Raw genomic sequence first — 20,332 nt, 5'->3', positions numbered from 1 at the left:
ATTCTCGTGAGACTGTCTCATCACCCGTGAGACGGCGGGATCGATGCGCGCGGCTCACCCCACACGCATCAGGCGCAGGCGCGGATCGAGCAGATCGCGCAGGCCGTCACCCAACATGTTGAGGCCCAGTACGGTGATCGCGATCGCGAGGCCCGGATAGATCGCCAGGCCGGGCGCGTCGTAGAGATAGGTCTGGGCGTCGTAGAGCATGCGGCCCCAGGACGGCACCGGTGGCTGCGCACCCAGGCCGAGATAGCTCAGGCCGGCCTCGGCAAGGATCGCGGTGGCGAACTGGATGGTGGCCTGCACCAGCAACACACTGGCGATGTTGGGCAGCACATGCCGCACGGTGATGGTGAACGGCCCCAGCCCCAGCGCCGAGGCGGCTCGCACGAAATCGCGTCCCCACATCGTCAATGCCGCGCCGCGTGTGACCCGCGCGAACACCGGGATGTTGAAGATGCCGATGGCGAGGATGGCGTTGGTGGCGCTGGCGCCGAACACCGACGTGATCAGGATCGCCATCAGCACAGCCGGAAAGGCGAACATCAGGTCGTTCATCCGCGAGACCAGCTCATCGAGCCAGCCGCGACGCGCCGCCGCCCAGGCCCCCAGGCAGACACCCAGCACCATGCCGATGGACACCGCGATCAGGCCGACGGTGATCGAGGTCTGTGCCCCCACCATGATGCGCGACAGCACATCGCGACCGCGATGGTCGGTGCCCAGTGGCCACGTTGCATCCGGCGGCTTGAGCTTCATCGCCATGCGCAGGTCGTCATATGGATGCGGCGTCCACACCAGCGACAGCAGCGCCGTCAGCGCCACCAGCAGAACCAGCGCGGCACCGATCAGGAAGCCGGTGTGGTGTCGCGCCCGCGACCAGAAGGCACTCATACGCTCACCTTGGGGCGCGGGTCGAGAATGACATAGATCACGTCGACGATCAGGTTCACGGCCAGAACCACTGCCGTCAGCAGGATCACCACGTTCTTGATCACGATCAGGTCGCGGTTGTTGATGGCGTCGAAGACCAGCTTGCCCACGCCGGGCAGGTAGAACACGGTCTCCACGATGATGGCGCCGGCCAGCAGGAAACCCGCCATCAGGCCGGCGATGGTGACGATGGGCACCAGCGCGTTGCGCAGCGCATGGCGCATCAGGACATCACGCTCGGCAACGCCCTTGGCCCGGGCCGTGCGCACATAGTCCTCGCGCAGCGTATCGAGCATCGACGAGCGCGTGACCCGCGACAGGATTGCGATCTCGGGCAGGCTGAGCGAGAGTGCCGGCAGGATCAGCGCATGCAGCGAGCCCCAGGCATCGGCGCCCCAGCCCGGAAAGCCGCCGGCCGGGAACAGCTTCAAGCCCACGGCGAAGATCAGAGCCAGCAGGATCCCGAACCAGAAGTTGGGAATGGAGATGCCGAGCTGGCCGAAGCCCATCACCAGCCAGTCCGACGCCTGGCCGCGCCGGGACGCGGCGAACACGCCCAACGGAATGGCGACGCAAAGGGCGAAGGATAGCGCCAAGGCACCCAGCGGCAGGGTGACGACGATACGGTCGAGGATCAGCTTCGACACCGGCGTGCCGTAGGCGTAGCTGTTGCCGAGATCGAACGTCAGCAGGCTGGCGATCCAGCGGATGTAGCGCTCATACACCGGCCGGTCGAAGCCCAGCTTGGCATGCAGCGCGGCTAGCGTATCGGGACGTGCCTCGGTGCCCAGCATCACCAACGCCGGATCGCCGGGCAGGACCTCCAGCACCAGGAACACCACTGCTGTGGCCAGCGCCAGAGTCAGGAGCGCGGCCACCAGCCGGCGCAGGAGAAAATCGAGCATGCACCGGTAAAATGCCGGCGAATGCCCGACGGCTCAACGTTTCATTGCACCCGAACGCTTCATTCGGCGGCAGCGGCGTAGGGCTGCTCCAGGGCCAGCCGCAGCGACTCGTGGAAATCGTGCAGGCCCTTCTCGTTGCGACCGAACACGACGTGGGTCTGCGCCCCGCTGTGGAAGCCGCGCTGGATGGTGCGCGCCATGGGAAAATCTTCGCTTTGCACCGTGTTGAAGGTGATGTCCCAGTTCTTGTCCCAGGTGGCACGATCGGCCTCGGCGACCTGCCGCTCGGTGGTGATCAGCCACAGCCGCACGATGCAGCGGTCGGGATCATTGCCGTCGGGAACCGAGGTCCAGAGTTCGAAGTGATCGCGGTTCCAGATCACGATGGCGTTGGGGAAGATGCGATGGATGACGATCACGTGGCGCGTGAAGTCGCCCGGCTGCATCGGCTGTTGGCGAACGGCGTCGTAGGAGGCGCGCGGCGCCAGGAAGCGGCCGTGACGACCGAACACGTCGTTCACGCCGCCACGCCCCTCGATGTAGGGCGCGATGGTTTTCGCGTGCAGGTACGGCACGTGGTAGATTTCGAGGAACGTATCGATCACCAGCTTCCAGTTCATCGCCTCGGCGAAGCGCTGGAAGCGGAAGACGCCGCCGCGGCCGATGTGGAAATCGGCCAGCATGTCGCCCACGGGCCCGAGGAAGGCATCGATGTCGACCGGATCCCCGACCATGGGGCCGAGCCACACCAGGCCGTGGCGTTCGGCGACCGGCACGGGTGTCAACCCGTGCTCGGCCCGGTCGATGCCGGTGAAGCCCTCCGCACCGGGCACGTGGCGCAACGCACCGTCGGCGCCATAGACCCAGGAGTGGAACTTGCACGTGAAGGTCGGCCGGCAGCCCGCCTCCTCGTCGACGACGCGCGTGCCGCGGTGGCGGCAGACATTGTGGAAGGCGCGCAGCGATCCATCGCGCTGGCGCACGATCAGGACCGAAACGCCGTCGAGCTCCATCGTGCGGAAGTCGCCCGCCTTCTCGAACTCGCTCGACGCCGCCACGATCAGCGGCTGCCGGCGAAACAGCAGGTCGCGCTCACGCGCCAGGTGATCGCGGTCGATGTAATGGGTAATCGGCTGTCGGTACTCGGCTGCCGCCGGGCCATTAGTGTTGGCATCGAGCGCAGCACCAACCCGCTCGCCGAGCTGCCGTTCGGTCTGGGCATCCATGTCGCCCTCCCTTGCTGATCGTCCAATCACCTATCTATCTAATATAAATTAGATTTCATGTCACCATAGGGCAATACCCCTGGGAGCGCGGGCCTCTGATCCGCATCAAGGTGAAAGTTTTGTTTTTCGCCCGACCTGATGCGGGCGAGACGCCCGCGCTCCCAGGAAGGCTACACCTTCCAGTAGACCGCCGTCATGTCGATCGCCGGCGTGGGTGAGTTGTCCCACATGCCCATCAGGTTCTTGTTCCAGACGCCGACCCGGACGAGCTGGAACAGGAAACCGTTCACGGCGTCGTCGGCGATGATCTTCTGCGCCTTCTTCAGGAGTTCGGTGCGCTTGGCGGGGTCGACCTCCTTCACCACGGCCGCCCAGTTGTCCTTGAAGGCCTGGGAGTTGTAGCCCCAGTAGTAGCCGTCGCGGCGATAGCGGTCCAAGTCGTTGGCCTCGGTATGGGCCACGATGGTGAAGTCGTAGTTGAAGTCCTTGAACACTTCCTGCAGCCATTGCGGCCACTGCAGCTGCGTGATCGTCAGCTTGATGCCGATCTTGCCGAGCTGGCTGACGATAATTTCGCCCGACCGCTGGGCGTAACCCACCGGCGGCAGCTTCAGGCTGGCCTCGAAGCCGTTGGGATAGCCCGCCTCGGCCAGCAGCTTCTTGGCCTTGGCGATGTCGAACGGATAGGTCTTGGTGAGATCGACATAGGCCGGATGGTGCGGCGGGAAGTGGCTGCCGATCGGCAAGGCGAAGCCGTTCTCGCCGGCGATCAGATCCTCGCGGTTGATGGCGTGCGCGATGGCCTGGCGCACCCGCAGGTCGCTCATCGGCTTCTTGGCGTTGTTGGTGGCGAGGATCGTCTCGCCCTCGGTCGAACCGATGACGACCGTGAAGCGCCCATCGGCCTTGATCTGGTTGACCTGCTCGGGCGACTGGAAGCCGGCGATGGTGTCGACGTCGCCGGCCTTCAACGCGTTGACCTGTGCCGCCGGGTCCTTGATGATCTTGAAGATCAGCGTGTTGAGCTTGATGGATCCGGGATCGCGATACGTCGGTGCCTTGACCAGGGTCACCGAGTCGCCCTCCTTGCGCTCCTTGAACATGAAGGGGCCGGTGCCGATCGGCTTGGTGCCGTTGGTGGCAGCGCTCTTGCGTCCCATGATGGCGGCATCGCCGATACCGACATTGTACAGGAAGAAGGCGTCGGGGCCCTTCAGCGTCACGCGCACCGTGGTGGGATCCACGACGTCGACGCTCTTGATGGTGGCGTAGAGCGATTTGCCAGGGGCGGTCGAATCGGGCGCCGACAGGCGATCAAGCGAGAACTTCACGTCGTCCGCCGTACACGGCTCGCCGTCATGGTACTTCACGCCGGCCCGCAGCTTGAAGACGAACTGCTGGCCGTCCTCCGACACGGTCCAGCTCTCGGCCAGGCCGGGAATGATGGCGCCCTTGCTGTCGATGCGGGTCAGGCTCTCGTAGATGTTCTGATAGGTGATCTCGCGCACCGCCGAGGCGGCATTGAGGTTGGGGTCCAGCACCGGCGGCTCCAGCGGCATGCCGATCACCACGACGCCGTCCTTGGCGCGCACCGGCGCCTGCCCCCACGCCTGCGGCGCTGCGCCCAGCAGCGCCAGGGCACTGGCCCCGCCGAGAAGTCCGCCCAGCTGCCGGCGGGTGAAGTCGCTCATCTATGCCTCCATCTGACGGTGCCGTCTCCAGGCGCGGCCATTCCGGACGCCGACCATAACAAGCCGCTCGCAGGCGGCCAATGGGATGGCTTCTTTTGGACCGCGCACGTGGACGCGCGCATTCGCCCGAAGCGTCAGCGCAGGGCGACCATGATGCGCGCGTGGACGCGCGCGGTCCAAAAATCAACGCCCGAACATCTCCTGCCAGCTGGGGAAGCCGCCCAGCGTACGGGCGTGGTAGATCGCGCGTGCGACGGCCCGGGCCAGGCAGTCGGCAGCCAGGGTGCCCAATTCGGCGATCATCAGGGGATCCATCGTCTGCCCCAGCTGGCCGGTGGCCAGCGCGAAGACGGAGTCGCCATCCTGCGGCGTATGCACGGGCCGGATGGCACGCGCGAGCCCGTCCTGGGCCATCACGGCCAGCCGGCGGCAGGTCGCCTTGTCGAGCCGGGCATTGGTGGCGACCACCGCGATGGTGGTGTTGCCGCGCGGGTCATCGGCTGCGGCCTCGGCCGGCCTGACATCATCGTGCGTAAGCTCGCCGCGACGATGCGAGACGCGCAATTCCAGGCCGCGCGGTGGCGGCGGCAAGCCGCCGAACTCGCTGCCCTGCTCCAGCGCCCAGGCCCAGAACTGCGGCAGGTCACCCATGGTCGTGAAGCCGCGGGCGTTGACGGCGACCAGGGCGCCGACCTGCAGGCCGCTCTGCACGTCGACCGCGGACGCACTGCCCAGCCCGCCCTTGAGGTTGCCGGCCTTGGCGCCCAGGCCGGCGCCGGCGTTGCCCAGGGCGAAATCCTTGGATGCGGCTGCCGTGGCGGCATGCCCCAGCTCGCGATAGGGCGGCCAGGCCCAGTCCTTGTCGCCGCCGTTGAGCAGGTCGAACAGGATCGCGGTCGGCACGATGGGCACCGCGATCGGCCCCACCGGTATGCCGCGCCCGTGCTCGCGCAGCCACTTCATGACGCCATCCGCCGCCGACAGCCCGAATGCCGAGCCGCCCGACAGCGCAATGGCATCGATCGCGTCGACCCGACACACCGGATCCAGCAGATCGGTCTCGCGTGTGCCCGGCGCGCCGCCGCGCACGTCGACCGCGGCGCAGGCCGGCTGCTCGCACAAGACAACCGTGGTGCCCGATCGCACGCGATGATCGTCGGCATTGCCAACCAGGATGCCATCGACGTCGGTGATCAGGTTGCGCGGGCCGGGTTGCAGCATCGAGACCTCATCTGTAGGACGCATCGCGCGCCCACGGCATCATGCACAAGAGCACCGGTTGCGAACACCCGCGAAGCAGCGCAGGCTTGCGGCAACCTGATCCGGAGCCACCATGATCGCGTCGCGCGTCGGTCTGCTCAATGCCAGGGCGCTGATGCGCCGAACCCTGCTGATCATCGGATGCGCCATCACGCTGCTGCCGACCGCAACGACGGCACGCGAGCCGCAGACGTTGGCGAAGACCCAGATGGTTGCCGCGGCCAACCCGATGGCGAGCGACGCCGGCCTTGCGATCCTGCGCGCCGGCGGCTCGGCGATCGATGCCGCCATTGCCGTGCAACTGGTGCTGGGTGTGGTGGAGCCACAGGCCTCGGGCATCGGCGGCGGCGGTTTTCTGGTCCACTACGATGCCCGCAGCTTCCAGGTGACGGCATGGGACGGCCGCGAGACGGCACCCGCGGGCGCGCGCGACACCATGTTCCTGGGCGGCGACGGCAAGCTGCTCTCCTTCCCGCAGGCCGTTGTATCGGGGCTGTCGGTCGGCGTGCCCGGCGTGATGCGCATGCTGGAGGAAGCACACCGCCGGCACGGCAAACTGCCGTGGCATGACCTCTTCACGCCCGCCATCCGGCTGGCCGAGAATGGATTTCCAGTACCACCGCGCCTGGCCAACGCGCTGGCCACGGAGACGGCGCTGCGCAACGACCCGCAGGCCCGCACGATCTATTTCAATGACGACGGCTCGCCGAAGAAGCGCGGTGATACCATCCGCAATCCGGCGCTGGCCGCCACGATGCGCCTGCTGGCCGAGCACGGCGCCGACGCGCTGCATGCCGGCCCACTGGCGGCCGAATTCGTCGCCGTCGTCCAACGCGAGCCGCGGCCGGGCACGATGACTCTGGAGGATCTTGCCGCCTACCGGCCGCTGGAGCGCACGCCGCTGTGCCGTCCCTATCGCGACTGGACCATCTGCGGCATCGGCCCGCCTTCGTCAGGGCCGCTGGCGGTCCTCCAGGCGCTCGCCCTGTTGCGGCGTTCGACAGGACAAACGCTGTTCGCCCATCACGTCGCCGAGGTGAGCCGTCTCGCCTTTGCCGACCGTGACCGCTGGGTGGCCGATCCCGGCTTTCTGCCCGTGCCCGTCGATGGACTGCTGGATGGCGCCTATCTCGACAAGCGCGCACGCCTGCTGAGCGATGATCGCAGCATCGGCAAGGCCAAGCCGGGATTGCCGCCCGGCACCGCCAGCACCGACATGCCGGCGGTGCCCGAAAAACCGCAGGGTGGAACCAGCCACATGGCCATCGTCGATCGCGACGGCAACGCCGTCTCGTTCACGACCACCATCGAGGCGTCGTTCGGCGCCCGCCGCAGCGTCGGCGGCTTCCTGCTGAACAACGAGCTGACCGACTTCAACCTGTCACCCGTCGACGAGGGACGGCCGGTGGCCAACCGGGCCCAGCCCGGCAAGCGGCCACGCTCGTCGATGACACCGCTCATCGTGCTGGACCGCGATGGGCGCTTCGTGCTGGCCATCGGATCGGCCGGTGGCACGCGGATCATCGGCGACGTGCTGCAGACACTGCTGCACGCACTCGACGGTCCCGACACGCTGCAGCAAGCGATCGCCACGCCGCGTCTGCTCAACCGCAACGGCGCCACCGAGATCGAAAGCCACGCCGATGCCGATCACCTCGCCGGCGAGCTGCGCGCGCGCGGACACGAAGTCGTCATTGCCCCGCATCAAGGTGGGTTGCATGGCATCCGCGCGCGCTATGATGATGTCGGCAGGTTCCTCGGCTATGAAGGCGGTGCCGATCCCCGACGCGACGGCGTCGCCATCGGCGATTGAGCCGCCACGGCGCATTGATGTGCATTGTTTCGCCTTCGACATTGGGATGAGGGCACGCTAGTAGAAACCTGGATTTTGTCTTCGTACGTCCATAGAGCGGCCTTCGGCCGGAGTCGTCATGTCGAAATACCCCAGTGTCCTGATGCGCGCCGGCGAAGATCGCCGTTTGCGGCTGGGCCATCCGTGGGCCTTCTCCAACGAGATCCTGATGGAGCCGGCGACCAAGGCGCTGGCGCCGGGCTCGCCGGTGGTGCTGCGGGCCGCCGGCGGCGATGCGCTGGGCATCGCGACATTCAATCCCCACTCGCTGATCGCAGCGCGTGTCGTCTGCGCCGATGGCGATGCGCGGCTGGATCGCAGCCTGATCGAGAGCCGCCTGGCCGCCGCCCTGCAGTTGCGGACGCGCCTCTACGGCGGCGTGCCGCACTATCGCCTCGTGCATGCCGAAGCCGACGGCCTGCCCGGGCTGATCGTCGATCGCTATGGCGATGTGTGCGTGGTGCAGACCAACACCGCCGGCATGGACCGTCTGACGAACGATATCCTTGCCGCGCTCGACGCGGTCGTTGCGCCGGCGGCGGTGCTGCTGAAGAACGATTCGCCGGCACGCAAACTGGAAGGCCTCGAGCTCGAGACCCGGATCCTGAAGGGCGAGATCGCCGGCACGGTCGACCTGATCGAGAACGGTGCCCGCTTCGTCTGCGATCCGGCCGGCGGCCAGAAGACCGGCTGGTTCTTCGACCAGCGCGACAACCGCGCCATGGTCGCCGCCTTCGCCGCCGGCGCGCGCGTGCTCGATACCTATACCTACGCCGGCGGCTTCGGCGTGCTGGCCGCCGTCAACGGTGCCGCCGAGGTCCACATGGTCGACCGCTCGCAGCCGGCGCTCGACCTTGCCAAGCAGGCGGCGGAGGCCAACAGCGTCGGCGCGCGCTGCCGCTTCACGCGCGCCGAGGTGTTCGACGAGCTGGCCCGGCTCGACAAGCAGAACGAGCGCTTCGATGTCGTGATCTGCGATCCGCCGGCGTTCGTGAAGAGCCGCAAGGACATCAAGCCCGGCGCCCAGGGCTATCGCAAGATGACGCGGCTGGCCGCACCGTTGGTCGTGCCCAGTGGTCTGCTGTTCGTCGCGTCGTGCTCGCACCTGGTCGATCCGACGCTGTTTGCCGAGCAGGTCAAGCGCGGCCTGCACGATGCCGGCCGCGAGGCCCGCGTGCTGCGCGCGACCGGCGCCGGCATGGACCATCCGGTGCATCCCAGCCTGCCGGAAACCGCCTACCTGAAGGGGCTGTTGCTGGCGTTAGATTAGCGTTCGATGGTTGTTTCAATCTGTTCAAGCTTCAAGGGATGACCGCAGCGCCGCTGCCGGCCACCGGCCTTGATCTCCGCGGACGACGCGCCTGGACCCTGATATGGGGCGTCGCAATCGCCCAGCTGATCTCCTGGGGCACGCTCTACTACGGCTTCGCCGTGCTGGTGGTACCGATGGAGCGCGAGCTCGGGTGGTCGCGCCCCGACCTCAACGCCGCACTGTCGATCGGATTGCTGACGTCGGGTCTGTGCGCGTTCGGCGCCGGCGTCTGGATCGACCGCAACGGCGCCCGCGGACTGATGACCCTGGCCTCGATCACGGGCGCGGTGTTGCTGGCGGCGTGGTCATGGATCGGCGCACTCGCGGCGTTCTATGTGCTGTGGGCCCTGATCGGCGTATCGATGGCCGGAGCGTTGTATGAGCCGGCCTTCGCCGCCATGACCCGCGTCTTTCCACGTGACTTCCGCCGCGCCATTACGGCACTGACGTTGGTCGGCGGATTTGCCAGCACCGTGTTCGTGCCGTTGAATCAGGGGCTAATCGACCGCATCGGCTGGCGTGATACGCTGCTGGTCATGGCAGCCTGCAACCTGCTGTGCGCCGCGCTGCACTGGTTCCTGCTGCCACCGCTGGCAGCCACCGAACAAGCGCGCAACGTATCGCGCGACCGCACCGCCTTGCGTGCCGCGCTGCACCGGCCGGCGTTCTGGGGGCTCGCGGTATGCTTTACCGCGCTCAGCCTGGTGTTCACCGCTGTCGTCTTCCACCTGATGCCACTGATGCTGGAGGGTGGCCTGTCGATGGCGACCATCGTCAGCGGCTATGCCGTCATCGGACCGATGCAGGTCGCCGGCCGCCTGCTCTTCGTGTGGTTGTCGCGCTCCTTCTCGACGCGGCTGCTCGGCACGGTGTCGTTCGCCCTCTATCCGGTTGCCATCGCCGTCCTGATGCTGCCGGCCAGCGGCACCTCGCTGATCGTCTTCGCCGTCCTCTACGGCCTGCCCAACGGCATCGTCACCATCGTGCGCGGCACCATCGTGCCCGAACTGTTCGGTGCATCCGCCTATGGCGCCATCAGCGGCGCGCTCGCAACGCCGAGCATCCTGGCCCGCGCCGCCGGGCCGTTCCTGATGGCGTTGCTGTGGTCGGCCTCGGGCGACTACCGCCTGGCAACCTGGACGCTGCTGGGCCTGTCGCTGGTCGCGGTCGTTTTCTGGTTCATCGCCGTGTCGGGACGCCGGGGCTAGTATCCGGAATCACGCGTCACTGATACAGCTGTCATCCCGAGCGCAGCGAGGGATCTTCTGCAAGAGACGCACGGGTGCGCCTGCATCAAGAGATCCCTCGCTGCGCTCGGGATGACAGTCCCGAGTCACACTCGAGCGATAGCGGGGGCTAGGCCCTGGGCCGCAGCGGCAGCGTGAACCGGAACGTGGCGCCGGTGGCGCCGTTGGCGGCCAGCGTGACGTCGCCGCCATGAGCGCGCACCAGTTCACGGGCGATGGCCAGGCCAAGACCCGACCCGCCGGGTCGGCCGCCGGCGGCAAACGGACGGAACAGGCTCGCTTCGACATGCACCGGCACGCCGGGCCCATCGTCGGCCAGGTCGACGATGATGCCGTCGACGGTGCGCTCGGTGCAGATCGTCACGCCACGCGCGCCCGCCTCGAAGGCGTTGCGGCCGAGATTGAACACCACGCGGAACAGCAGGCTGCGATCCGCCGTCACGATCAGCGCCGGATCGACGTCGTTGCGCCAGTTGCGCAGCATGTTGGGATCGGCCGACTCGCCCTGCTCCAGCAGCTGGATGCCGACTTCGTCGACCAGGTCGGCCAGCTCGAACGCCGCCGGCTTCGGCGTCGGCCGGCCGCGGGCGTAGCTCAGGGTATCGGCACACAACTTCACCGCGCGATCGATGGACGCGAACATGATCGGCGCCAGTTCGCGTATCTTGGCATCGTCACTGCGCGCCAGCTTGTCGGTCAGCAGCTGCGTGGTGGCCAGCATGTTGCGCAGATCGTGGTTGATCTTGCTCATGGCCGACCCGAGCTCGGCCAGCCGGTTCTTCTGCAACAAGGCCGAGCGCAGCTCGCGCTGCATGATCTCGAACTCGCGATCGACAATGCCGATCTCGTCGGCCCGGCGCACCGGCAGCGGCTTGATGGTCTCGTCCTCGGGATTGCGGCGAAACGCCACCATCTCGGCCGAAACGTGCTGCAGGGGACGCACGATCAGCCAGCGCAATGCGACGTAGAGCAGGCCGGCGGTGAAAGCGGCGATGATGATCGACAGCAGCAGGATACGCTGAGCATAGCCGTACATGGCGATGCGCAGCGGCAGTTCGTCGACATAGACGTGGACCTGGAATGACGGCATGCGGCTGGAGCGGCCGCCGACCCGCAGTTCGTAGCTGCCCGACCGGGTCATCGCTTCCAGCGCATCCCAGATCAGCTCCATGACACTGGCGTCGAACAGCTCGACGGCGTCGGCCGCCTCCGGCACGCCGGGCGGCATCAGTACGCGCTTGGGCTTGCCCGGTTCGATCACGGTCACCGCATCGACCCGGGCATGATTGAGCAGCGTGCGCGCCAGCCGTTCGTCGACCATGTTATCGGGCGTGGCATCGAGCGCCAGGGTCGCCAGAGTCCCCGCCTCGATCCGCTCTTCCAGCCAGGTCAGGCGAAAACGCGCGATCGAGGGCAGGAACAGCGCCACTTCAGCCGTCATCACGGCCACGACCACCAGCGCCAGGATCCGGGGTGACAGACCGAATCCCAGCCAGCGCCATCGCCGGCGCGGCTCGACGAGGGGCGTCGGACGGGCGGTATCGGTGCTCGCCATGCCGGACGGACAGTAGCGGAGCGCGGGCGCGGCGCCTAGGCCGCCGACAAGGGGTGACCGGCGATCATCCTTGGCATCCCGGCGGATCCCGGACAGGCTGCGGCAATGTCCCTGACCGATCCCACGGGCACACTGATCATCGTCGATGTCCAGCTGGCCATCGACAATCCGTCCTGGGCCCTGCACGGCCCGCGCAACAACACCCAGGGCGAGGCCAATATCGCGCGCCTGCTGGCCGGCTGGCGCCAGACCGCACGTCCCATCGTCCATGTGCGTCATGATTCGACAGAGCCGCACTCCACTTACCGACCAGGCGGTCCGGGACATGCGTTCAAGCCGCAGGCCATGCCGCTGCCCGGCGAAACCGTGGTCGGCAAGCGTGTCAACAGCGCCTTCATCGGAACCGATCTCGAGGCGCGCCTGCGGTCCGTCGGTGCGCAGACACTGGTGATCTGCGGCGTCATCACCGACAATTCGGTCGAGGCGACGGTGCGGGTCGCCGGCAATCTCGGCTTCGACGTCTGGCTGGCCGAGGACGCGTGCTGGACCTTCGCACGTCGCGACCGCCGCGGCCGCGTCTGGCCGGCCGAAGACGTGCACGCGCTGACGCTGGCGATCCTCGACGGCGAATATTGTCGGATCGCGACGACAGCGGAGATCCTGGCATCGATCGGCGCGGCTTGATGTCTCTTCTCCCCGCCTGCGCGGAGAGAAGGGCTACCACAGCCGGAACAGCCACCCGACGATACGCCGGGTGCGGGCCGAGAAGAGCCAGTCGGTGAAATAGGCGCCGGCGGCGCGCTTGTTGATCTCGCCCAGCGTCGGATAGGGCACGATCATCTGCGCCACCGCACCGATCTTCATCTTGCGCGACAGAGCCAGGCACCAGACCTGGATCAGCTCGCCCGCGCGCGCACCGACGATGCCGGCGCCCAGCACGCGGCCGCGCCGGTCGGTGATGATCTTGGCCAGGCCCTCGGTCTCGCGTTCGGCCTGCGCGCGATCGTTCTCATGCAGTTTCCAGCGCACCACGCGCACGCTCTCGCCATGCGCGGCGCGCGCCTGCGCCTCGGTCATGCCGACTTGCGCCAGTTCCGGATCGCTGTAGGTGCACCACGGCAGTGGCACGGCGCGGACGTTGATGGGCAACCGGAACAGCGCGTGCCTGATCACCAGCGCCGCCTGGGCACCGGCCATGTGGGTGAACGGCGTCAGGCCGTTGACGTCGCCGATGGCGTAGACGCGCGGGTTGGTGGTGCGCAGCTTCTTGTCGACGGTGATTCCCTTGCGCGTCGCGGCAATGCCGGCCTTGTCGATGTCCAGTTGCTCGATATTGGGGGCACGTCCGGCGGCGACCAGCAGGTGCGAGCCGACCAATCGTTCCTCGCCGCCATCCGCCGCAATGACAGCAGCCATGCTGGCGCCATCGCGCTCGATCCGCTCGATCCGTACCTGTTCCCGGATATCGATGCCTTCGGCGACCAGCCGCCGTCGCACGACATCGACCAGTTCGGGATCGTCGTTGCCCATCAGCCGGGCCGCTTCGAGCACCGTCACGCGCGCACCCAATCGGCGATGCGCCTGCGCCATCTCGACGCCGATCGGCCCGCCGCCGACCACCAGCAGATGGTCGGGCCGGATGCGGTTGTCGAACAGGGTCTCGTTGGTGAAATAAGGAACGTCGGCGAGGCCCGGGATCGGCGGTGTCGTGGGCCGCGAACCGGTGGCCACCACGAAGCGCCGCGCGCGGATCAGGGTGTCGTCAGCCATCAGCTCGTCGCGCGAGACGAACCGCGCCGTCGCCTTGATCACCTGCACACCCAGGCCTTCGAAGCGCTCGACCGAATCGTTGGGCTCGATGGCGGCGATCACGCCGCGTACGTGATCCATGGTCGCGGCGAACGCGATCGTCGGTTCGACGGCCTGCACCCCGAAGCGGGTGGCCTGGCGCATGGTCTGCGCGGCGTGGGCGGCGGCGATCAGCGACTTGGAGGGCACGCACCCGTGATAGAGGCAGTCGCCGCCCATCTTGTCGCGCTCGACCAGCACCACTTTCAGCCCGAGCTGGGCAGCGCCGGCAGCCAGCGACAACCCGGCCGAGCCGGCGCCGACCACGCAGATATCGCACACCAGCCGGGCCGTCACCGGCGCGCCTCGCGCGATGTCTTCCAGCGGTCGTACAGCATCGGCACCAGCGACAGGCACGCCAACGCCAGCAGCGGCAGCAGGATCTGCGGCTCGAACACCAGCTTCAGGTCCGGCGTCTCGTTGCGATCCAGCACGCCGCCCAGACCGGCGCCGACGCTGCAATAGACGGCCGTGCCCGGGATGATCCCCACGAACGTGGTGAGCGCGTAGGTGCGCAGGGGCACCTTGAAGATGGCGGACGCGATGTTGACCAGCCAGAACGGAAAGACGGGCACCAGCCGCAGGAACACCAGGTAGCTCGCGGCATTGCGCCGGAAGCCGCTTTCCATGCGTCCCAGGAACGAATCGGCGCGGGCGCGCAGCAGGTCGCCCGCCGCACTACGGGCAGCCAGGAATACCGCGATGGCGCCCGAGGTCGCGCCCAGGACGGTGAGCCCGGTGCCCGTCACGGCGCCGAACAGCCAGCCCCCGACCAGAGTCGCCAATGACGCCAGCGGCAGGGAAAAGGCCACCAACGCCGCATAGAGAACGACGTACAGCAGGGCCGCAAGCACGTAATGCTCGCTCACCCATGCCGCCAGCGCAGCGCGGTGCGTTCTCAGCGCCTCAAAGGTCAGGACTTTATGCAGGCCAACAGCAAAAAATAGAACCAACCCGGCCGCCAGAACGAGCAGCGGCAACCACCGGCGCCAGCGGGCGACGGTCGGCTGCCGAGCGTCATCGGTGTCGCGCGCGGCCATGGTCTTCGTGTCGCACCTCTGGGCGAGCCGGGCCAATCCTGGTGTCCGGGCTCCTATTCTCCGCCGGTTATAGGCACTGTCACCGCCCCTGTGCGACTCACGCCGAGGTGAGCCGCCCGTGACCGCCACAGGGCAGCCGCTCTCCGTTGACTTCCCGGCCGCCGCCCCGTATAGCCTGCGCCACTTTCGACCGCCCCAGCAGCCTGTCGCCGGATCCCGGTGATGGGAGGCGTGCCGGGCGGTTGTCGCTTTTTTGCCGGTGCGCCTCAGGCGAAACCGCACGAACAGGGAGTTGCGCTGTGAAACGCACTTACCAGCCGAGCAAATTGGTGCGCAAGCGCCGTCACGGCTTCCGCAGCCGCATGGCCACCGTCGGTGGCCGTGCCGTGATCGCCAACCGCCGGGCCAAGGGCCGCAAGCGGCTGTCGGCATAAATCGCGCGCCGGGACGATCCCCGCGCGATGTGCCCCTGACCCGCTCCCACCGACGGCCGCCAGCATGCCGGCCGCAGCCCAAACGCCATCTCTCCAGCCTGACCTGCCGGCCCGGCCTTGCGGGGTGCGTCGCCGTCTCGGCCGCCTGCCGCAACGGGCCGATTTCCTGCGCCTGCAAGCGAAAGGCCGCAAGCAGGTCACCCCGGCCTTCATCCTGCAGGCCGGGGACCGGCCATCCGGGATTGCGCTGGGCAAGGACCCCCGCGTCGGGTTTACCGTCACCAAGAAGATCGGCAACGCCGTCATTCGCAACCGTGTGCGTCGCCGCTTGCGGGCGTTGGCACGGGAGATCCTGGTTCCTGTCGCGCGGTTCGACCTCGATTACGTGCTGATCGGCCGTCACGACGCCCTGCGCCGCGACTACGCCGCCATGGCCGATGACCTGCGTCGCGCCCTGCGCCGCTTGAAAGCCGAGAACCCGGAGAGCCCGGCATGACGTCGCCATCGTCATGGCTCGCCAGCGCGGCCACCCTGCTGCTGCGCGGTTTCATTCGTGCCTGGCAGCTGGTGCCGTCCTATTTCTTTCGCGGCGTCTGCCGGTTCGAGCCCAGTTGTTCGCACTACGGTGCCGAGGCCGTGACGGTCCACGGGCCGATCAAGGGCGGCTGGCTCACGGTCAGGCGCATTTGCCGCTGTCATCCCTGGGGTGGTCTGGGCTATGACCCGGTGCCGCCGCCAGCCCGCGCGTCCGGCCGGTTGCCTGCCGCACCGCCGCGCACGCCGCGCCCCCTCGAGTTCTGACGGATTTTCGCTATGGATCAGCGCAATCTCATCCTCGCCATCGCCCTGTCGATCGCGATCATCCTGGGATGGCAGGCGCTGTTCACGCCCAAGCCACCGCCGCCAGGCCCACAACAGCAGCAAGGGCAGCCGGGGCAACCGCAGCAGCCGTCGCCCGGCACGCCAGGCGTACCGGTGCCGTCCGGCCCGGCCGGCGCACCTCAGGCGCCTGCCGCCACGCGCGAGGAAGCGCTGAAGGACTCGCCGCGCGTGACGGTCAAGACGCCGCAGATCGAAGGCTCGATCGCGCTGCGCGGCGCGCGCATCGATGACGTACTGCTGGTCAAGCACCATACGACCGTCGAGAAGAACAGCCCGCTGGTGACACTCTTGTCGCCCGAGCGCATGGTCAACGGGTACTACGTGCGCTACGGATGGTTCAACGCCGCCACCACCGCGGTCAAGCTGCCGGACGCCGACACGCTTTGGGCAGCGGACAAGACGACGTTGGGTGCCGACCAGACGCTGGTGCTGAGCTGGGACAACGGCGAGGGGACGATCTTTCGCCAGAAGATCACGATTGATGCGAACTTCATGTTCACCGTGGCGATGTCGGTGGAGAACAAGTCCGACAAGCCGCTGTCGCTCTACCCGTTCGGCCTGGTCACGCGCCAGGGCGAACCCAAGACCGAGGGCATCTACCTGCTGCACGAAGGCCCGTACGGCGTCTATGACGAGGTCCTGAAGGAATTCTCGTGGTCGGATTTCAAGGACGGCAAGAAACAGTCCCTGCAGACGACCGGCGGCTGGCTCGGCTTCACCGACAAATACTGGATGGTGACGCTGGTACCGGACCAGAAGACCCGGGTCGCCACCGAGATCAGCCAGAGCACCGACGGCGGCAAGAAGTACCACGCGCTGTTCCGTAACGAGACCGCGGTGAGCGTGGCCCCCGGGGCCAGCAGCGAGACGACGGCCCAGCTGTTCGCCGGCGCCAAGATCGTGAGCCTGATCGACCAGTATCGCGAGAAGTTCGGCATCACGCGCTTCGACCTCACGATCGACTGGGGCTGGTTCTGGTTCCTGACCAAGCCGCTGTTCTGGCTCCTCGACTATCTGTTCGGCCTGATCGGCAATTTCGGCGTCTCGATCCTGGCGCTGACCGTGCTGGTCAAGGCGGCGTTCTTCCCGCTGGCCAACAAGTCCTACGAGTCGATGACCAAGATGAAGGCGCTGCAGCCGGAGATGGAGAAGCTGCGCACGCGCTTTGCCGAAGACAAGATGGCGATGAACCAGGAGCTGATGAAGCTCTATAAAAGCGAGAAAGTGAACCCCGCCGCCGGCTGTCTGCCGGTCCTGCTGCAGATCCCGGTGTTCTTCGCGCTCTACAAGGTGCTCTACACGACCATCGAAATGCGCCACCAGCCGTTCTTCGGCTGGATCAAGGACCTGGCGGCGCCCGATCCGCTCACCATCCTGACCGGCTTCGGCCTGTTCCACTGGCAGGTGCCGGAGCTGCTGCACGTGTTCAACATCGGCATCTGGCCGCTCATCATGGGCGTCACGATGTATCTGCAGCAGATGCTGAACCCGCAGCCGGCCGATCCGGTGCAGGCCCGCATCTTCCAGTTCCTGCCGATCATGTTCACCTTCATGCTGGGGCAGTTCGCCGCCGGTCTGGTGATCTACTGGGCCTGGAACAACACGCTCTCGATGGCCCAGCAGTACGCCATCATGCGCCGCCTGGGCGTGCCGGTTTCCTTCGGCGCCAAGGCTCCGGCGCCGGCGACAACACCGGCACCGGCCGCAGCGACATCCAGCGGCAAGACCACCAATTCCAAGAACAACAATTCCAAGAACAAGACGTCCAAGAAATAGCATCCGCAGAGGCACCGATCCGGCAGGCAGAGCATGATCACGCTGGGAGAGATCGCACGCGGCGTCGGCGGCGCCGTGCGGCTGATGAAAGGCGACCTCTCCGGCCTCGCCCTGCTCGACCGCAGCCGTGAGGGATTCTGGCGCTCGTTCCGACCCGCCGTCCTGCTGGCGCCGCTCTACGCCTTCTACCTGATGATGATCTATGACGGCGCTACGACGGCGTCATCAGATCTGCGCGTGGCGGTCGCCGAAGGCCTGCGCTACGTCATCGAGTGGACGTTGTTTCCGGTCGTGCTGCTGGAGCTCAGCCGTCTGATGGGCCGCGCGCCGCGCTATATCGGCAGCGTGGTGGCGCTGAACTGGGCCAACATCCCGCTCCTGATCGGCGTCGTGGCGTTGGCGGCGGCCACCCGCCTGGTGGCGCCCGACCTGGTCGGCGCCGTCGAGCTGGTGATCCTGGTCGCCACCTTGGTGCTGGTCACCCGTATCCTGCGCTTCACGCTCGACGTGCCCTGGATGCCAGCCGTGGCGCTGGCGGCGCTCAATCTCTGGCTCAGCCTGATGCTAGGCCTCATCGTCAACGGCATCATCGGTTTCCGGTTCACCGACGGCAGCGTCTGACGGCGCCTCGTAGCGCACATCCGTCAGGTAGAGTCCATCGGGCGGCGCCGTCGGACCACCGCGCTCGCGATTGCACGCCATCAGCGCCGCCGTCACGTCATCGGGCGTCCATTTGCCTTCGCCGACCAGCCGCAGCGTGCCGACCATGATGCGCACCTGATTGTGCAGGAACGAGCGCGCCGCCGCCTCGATGCGGATCTCATCGCCCGTGCGCGAGACGTCGAGGCGATCGAGCGTCTTGACCGGGCTTGCCGCCTGGCAGGCCGCCGAGCGGAAGCTGGTGAAGTCGTGCCGACCCAGCAGGCGCGCGGCACCCAACGCCATGGCCGTCGCGTCGAGCGGCACCGGGACCAGCCAGACACGGCCGGCGTCGAGCGCCAGCTTGGCGCGGCGATTGACGATGCGATAGAGGTAGCGCCGGCCCGTGGCCGAGAAGCGCGCGTGGAAATCGGCTGCTGCCGTCGCGGCGGCGACGACGGCCACCGGATGCGGCTTGAGGTGATAGTTCAGCGCATCGCGCACTGTATCGGCGCGCGTGTCCTTGGCGATGTCGACATGGGCCACCTGCCCCCGGGCATGCACGCCGGCGTCCGTGCGGCCGGCAGCCTGCACATGGGCGCGCTCGCCGCAGAAGCGGTATACCGCCTCCTCGACCGCCTGCTGCACCGACAACCCGTTGTCCTGCCGCTGCCAGCCCACGAACGGCCCGCCATCATATTCGAGGGTGAGCTTGTAGCGCGTCACCGCATGGCTCATCCCGCTGGCCGCATGGCCGGCGTATCGGCGGGCGGCGGCAGCACCGTGCCGGCGAGCGGAAAGCCGCGCGCGAAGGCAGCACCGTCGACCGGACCCTTGCCGGGCCGCTGCAGGCGCAGCAGGCGGATACCGCCCACGCCGCACGCCACGGTCGGCACGCCATCGCGCGCGATGGCGACCGTGCCGGGCGCACCCGCGGCCAGCGCCAAGGTCGCGCTCAGCACCTTGATGCGTTCCGTGCCGCCACCCGGCGCCGGCGCATCGAAGTATGTCCCCGGCCAGGGATCGAAGGCGCGCACCTGACGATCCAGTTCGGCCGCCGGCCGCCGCCAGTCGAGCGCTCCCTCCTCGCGCTGCAGCTTGTGCGCATAGGTGACGCCGTCCTCCGGCTGCGGCACGGCTTCCAGCGTGCCCGCCACCAGGCCATCCAGCGCCGACACGATCAGCCGGGCACCGAGCGTCGCCAGGTCATCGTGCAATGCGCCCGCCGTGGTGTCGGCCCGGATCGGCACCTCCTCGGCCAGCAGCATGGCGCCGGTGTCGAGGCCTTCGTCCATGCGGATGATGGTGACACCGCTCTTGTCGTCGCCGGACAGCAGCGCGCGCTGGATCGGCGCCGCACCACGCCAGCGCGGCAACAGCGAGCCATGGATGTTGAGGCAGCCCAACAGCGGCGCCTCGAGAAAGCTCTTGGGCAGGATGTGGCCGTACGACACCACCACGCCGGCATCGAGGTCGAGTGCCTTGAAGTCCGCCGCCGCCTCGTCGGTGCGCAACGTGCGTGGCGTCTGCACGGCAAGCCCCAAGGGTTCGGCCAGCCGGTGCACTGGCGTCTTCTGCTCCTTCTGCCCGCGACCCGCCGGCTTGGGCGCGCGCGTGTAGACAGCCACCACTTCATGGCCGGCATCAATCAAGGCCTGCAGGGCGGGCACGGCGAAATCGGACGTGCCGAGAAAGGCGAGTTTCATGGGGGCGTTATAGGCCGCGGAGC

The 20,332-nt window shown here is 67.5% G+C and carries 19 protein-coding genes; 9 read left to right on the top strand and 10 right to left on the bottom strand.

The features are described 5' to 3' along the window. Positions 1 to 54: 54 nt before the first annotated feature. The 5 genes from FQU96_RS05000 to FQU96_RS04980 form a co-directional block, all read right to left on the bottom strand. Positions 55 to 897 (bottom strand): ABC transporter permease, encoded by an 843-nt coding sequence (locus tag FQU96_RS05000; protein WP_146539706.1) that lies wholly within the window; start codon positions 895 to 897, stop codon positions 55 to 57. Further along, positions 894 to 1,841, bottom strand: coding sequence for an ABC transporter permease (locus tag FQU96_RS04995; protein ID WP_146539705.1), 948 nt, complete (start codon positions 1,839 to 1,841; stop codon positions 894 to 896). The genes FQU96_RS05000 and FQU96_RS04995 overlap by 4 nt, the downstream gene beginning before the upstream one ends. A gap of 59 nt (positions 1,842 to 1,900) precedes the next feature. Further along, positions 1,901 to 3,067 (bottom strand): aromatic ring-hydroxylating dioxygenase subunit alpha, encoded by a 1,167-nt coding sequence (locus FQU96_RS04990; RefSeq protein WP_146539704.1) that lies wholly within the window; start codon positions 3,065 to 3,067, stop codon positions 1,901 to 1,903. Between the two features lie 170 nt (positions 3,068 to 3,237). Next, positions 3,238 to 4,758, bottom strand: a complete 1,521-nt coding sequence (locus FQU96_RS04985) for an ABC transporter substrate-binding protein (RefSeq protein ID WP_146539703.1) — start codon at positions 4,756 to 4,758, stop codon at positions 3,238 to 3,240. A gap of 183 nt (positions 4,759 to 4,941) precedes the next feature. Then, complete coding sequence (locus tag FQU96_RS04980) at positions 4,942 to 5,979, bottom strand: P1 family peptidase (RefSeq protein WP_146539702.1); 1,038 nt, start codon at positions 5,977 to 5,979, stop codon at positions 4,942 to 4,944. A gap of 112 nt (positions 5,980 to 6,091) precedes the next feature. On the opposite strand from FQU96_RS04980, the gene ggt reads away from it, so the two are divergent. The 3 genes from ggt to FQU96_RS04965 all read left to right on the top strand — a co-directional run bounded on the left by ggt (position 6,092) and on the right by FQU96_RS04965 (position 10,390). Further along, the gene (ggt, locus tag FQU96_RS04975; protein WP_218574598.1) at positions 6,092 to 7,831 is read left to right on the top strand and encodes a gamma-glutamyltransferase; all 1,740 of its coding nucleotides are present in this window, start codon (positions 6,092 to 6,094) and stop codon (positions 7,829 to 7,831) included. Positions 7,832 to 7,949: 118 nt separating this feature from the next. Next, positions 7,950 to 9,140: a class I SAM-dependent rRNA methyltransferase gene (locus FQU96_RS04970; protein WP_146539701.1), complete on the top strand. Its 1,191-nt coding sequence runs from the start codon at positions 7,950 to 7,952 to the stop codon at positions 9,138 to 9,140. A 38-nt stretch (positions 9,141 to 9,178) separates the two neighbouring features. Beyond that, the gene (locus FQU96_RS04965; RefSeq protein WP_146539700.1) at positions 9,179 to 10,390 is read left to right on the top strand and encodes an MFS transporter; all 1,212 of its coding nucleotides are present in this window, start codon (positions 9,179 to 9,181) and stop codon (positions 10,388 to 10,390) included. Between the two features lie 148 nt (positions 10,391 to 10,538). Here FQU96_RS04965 and FQU96_RS04960 read toward each other — a convergent pair whose 3' ends face one another. Next, positions 10,539 to 11,984: a HAMP domain-containing sensor histidine kinase gene (locus tag FQU96_RS04960; protein WP_146539699.1), complete on the bottom strand. Its 1,446-nt coding sequence runs from the start codon at positions 11,982 to 11,984 to the stop codon at positions 10,539 to 10,541. A gap of 105 nt (positions 11,985 to 12,089) precedes the next feature. Between FQU96_RS04960 and FQU96_RS04955 the strand changes: the two genes are divergently transcribed. Further along, complete coding sequence (locus FQU96_RS04955) at positions 12,090 to 12,668, top strand: cysteine hydrolase family protein (protein ID WP_146539698.1); 579 nt, start codon at positions 12,090 to 12,092, stop codon at positions 12,666 to 12,668. Positions 12,669 to 12,701: 33 nt separating this feature from the next. On the opposite strand, the gene FQU96_RS04950 is transcribed toward FQU96_RS04955, so the two are convergent. After that, positions 12,702 to 14,129 carry an NAD(P)/FAD-dependent oxidoreductase gene (locus tag FQU96_RS04950; protein WP_146539697.1) on the bottom strand — a complete coding sequence of 476 codons (1,428 nt, stop codon included), beginning with the start codon at positions 14,127 to 14,129 and terminating at the stop codon, positions 12,702 to 12,704. After that, positions 14,126 to 14,872, bottom strand: a complete 747-nt coding sequence (locus tag FQU96_RS04945) for a TVP38/TMEM64 family protein (protein ID WP_146539696.1) — start codon at positions 14,870 to 14,872, stop codon at positions 14,126 to 14,128. Before FQU96_RS04945 ends, FQU96_RS04950 begins: the two co-directional genes overlap by 4 nt. 299 nt (positions 14,873 to 15,171) lie before the next feature. Here FQU96_RS04945 and rpmH point away from each other — a divergent pair, with 299 nt between their 5' ends. The 5 genes from rpmH to FQU96_RS04920 all read left to right on the top strand — a co-directional run bounded on the left by rpmH (position 15,172) and on the right by FQU96_RS04920 (position 18,585). Further along, entirely contained in the window at positions 15,172 to 15,306 is a 135-nt protein-coding gene (rpmH, locus tag FQU96_RS04940) for a 50S ribosomal protein L34 (RefSeq protein ID WP_119262629.1), read from the top strand. Between the two features lie 124 nt (positions 15,307 to 15,430). Further along, positions 15,431 to 15,802 carry a ribonuclease P protein component gene (gene rnpA, locus FQU96_RS04935; RefSeq protein ID WP_146539695.1) on the top strand — a complete coding sequence of 124 codons (372 nt, stop codon included), beginning with the start codon at positions 15,431 to 15,433 and terminating at the stop codon, positions 15,800 to 15,802. Continuing rightward, positions 15,799 to 16,107 (top strand): membrane protein insertion efficiency factor YidD, encoded by a 309-nt coding sequence (gene yidD / locus FQU96_RS04930; protein ID WP_146539694.1) that lies wholly within the window; start codon positions 15,799 to 15,801, stop codon positions 16,105 to 16,107. Before rnpA ends, yidD begins: the two co-directional genes overlap by 4 nt. A gap of 12 nt (positions 16,108 to 16,119) precedes the next feature. Beyond that, the gene (gene yidC / locus FQU96_RS04925) at positions 16,120 to 17,964 is read left to right on the top strand and encodes a membrane protein insertase YidC (RefSeq protein ID WP_146539693.1); all 1,845 of its coding nucleotides are present in this window, start codon (positions 16,120 to 16,122) and stop codon (positions 17,962 to 17,964) included. Positions 17,965 to 17,997: 33 nt separating this feature from the next. Next, complete coding sequence (locus FQU96_RS04920; RefSeq protein ID WP_146539692.1) at positions 17,998 to 18,585, top strand: hypothetical protein; 588 nt, start codon at positions 17,998 to 18,000, stop codon at positions 18,583 to 18,585. Here the strand turns inward: FQU96_RS04920 and truA are convergent. Then, the gene (gene truA, locus FQU96_RS04915) at positions 18,529 to 19,329 is read right to left on the bottom strand and encodes a tRNA pseudouridine(38-40) synthase TruA (protein ID WP_146539691.1); all 801 of its coding nucleotides are present in this window, start codon (positions 19,327 to 19,329) and stop codon (positions 18,529 to 18,531) included. The two genes, FQU96_RS04920 and truA, sit on opposite strands and share 57 nt — an antisense overlap. 8 nt (positions 19,330 to 19,337) lie before the next feature. Then, positions 19,338 to 20,309 carry a methionyl-tRNA formyltransferase gene (gene fmt / locus FQU96_RS04910; RefSeq protein WP_146539690.1) on the bottom strand — a complete coding sequence of 324 codons (972 nt, stop codon included), beginning with the start codon at positions 20,307 to 20,309 and terminating at the stop codon, positions 19,338 to 19,340. Positions 20,310 to 20,332 lie beyond the last annotated feature (23 nt).

This window comes from Reyranella sp. CPCC 100927 (assembly GCF_007859315.1).
Classification (GTDB): Bacteria; Pseudomonadota; Alphaproteobacteria; order Reyranellales; family Reyranellaceae; genus Vineibacter.
The sequence above is the reverse complement of the archived record's forward strand: the minus strand, read 5'-3'. Positions and strand labels throughout refer to the sequence as shown.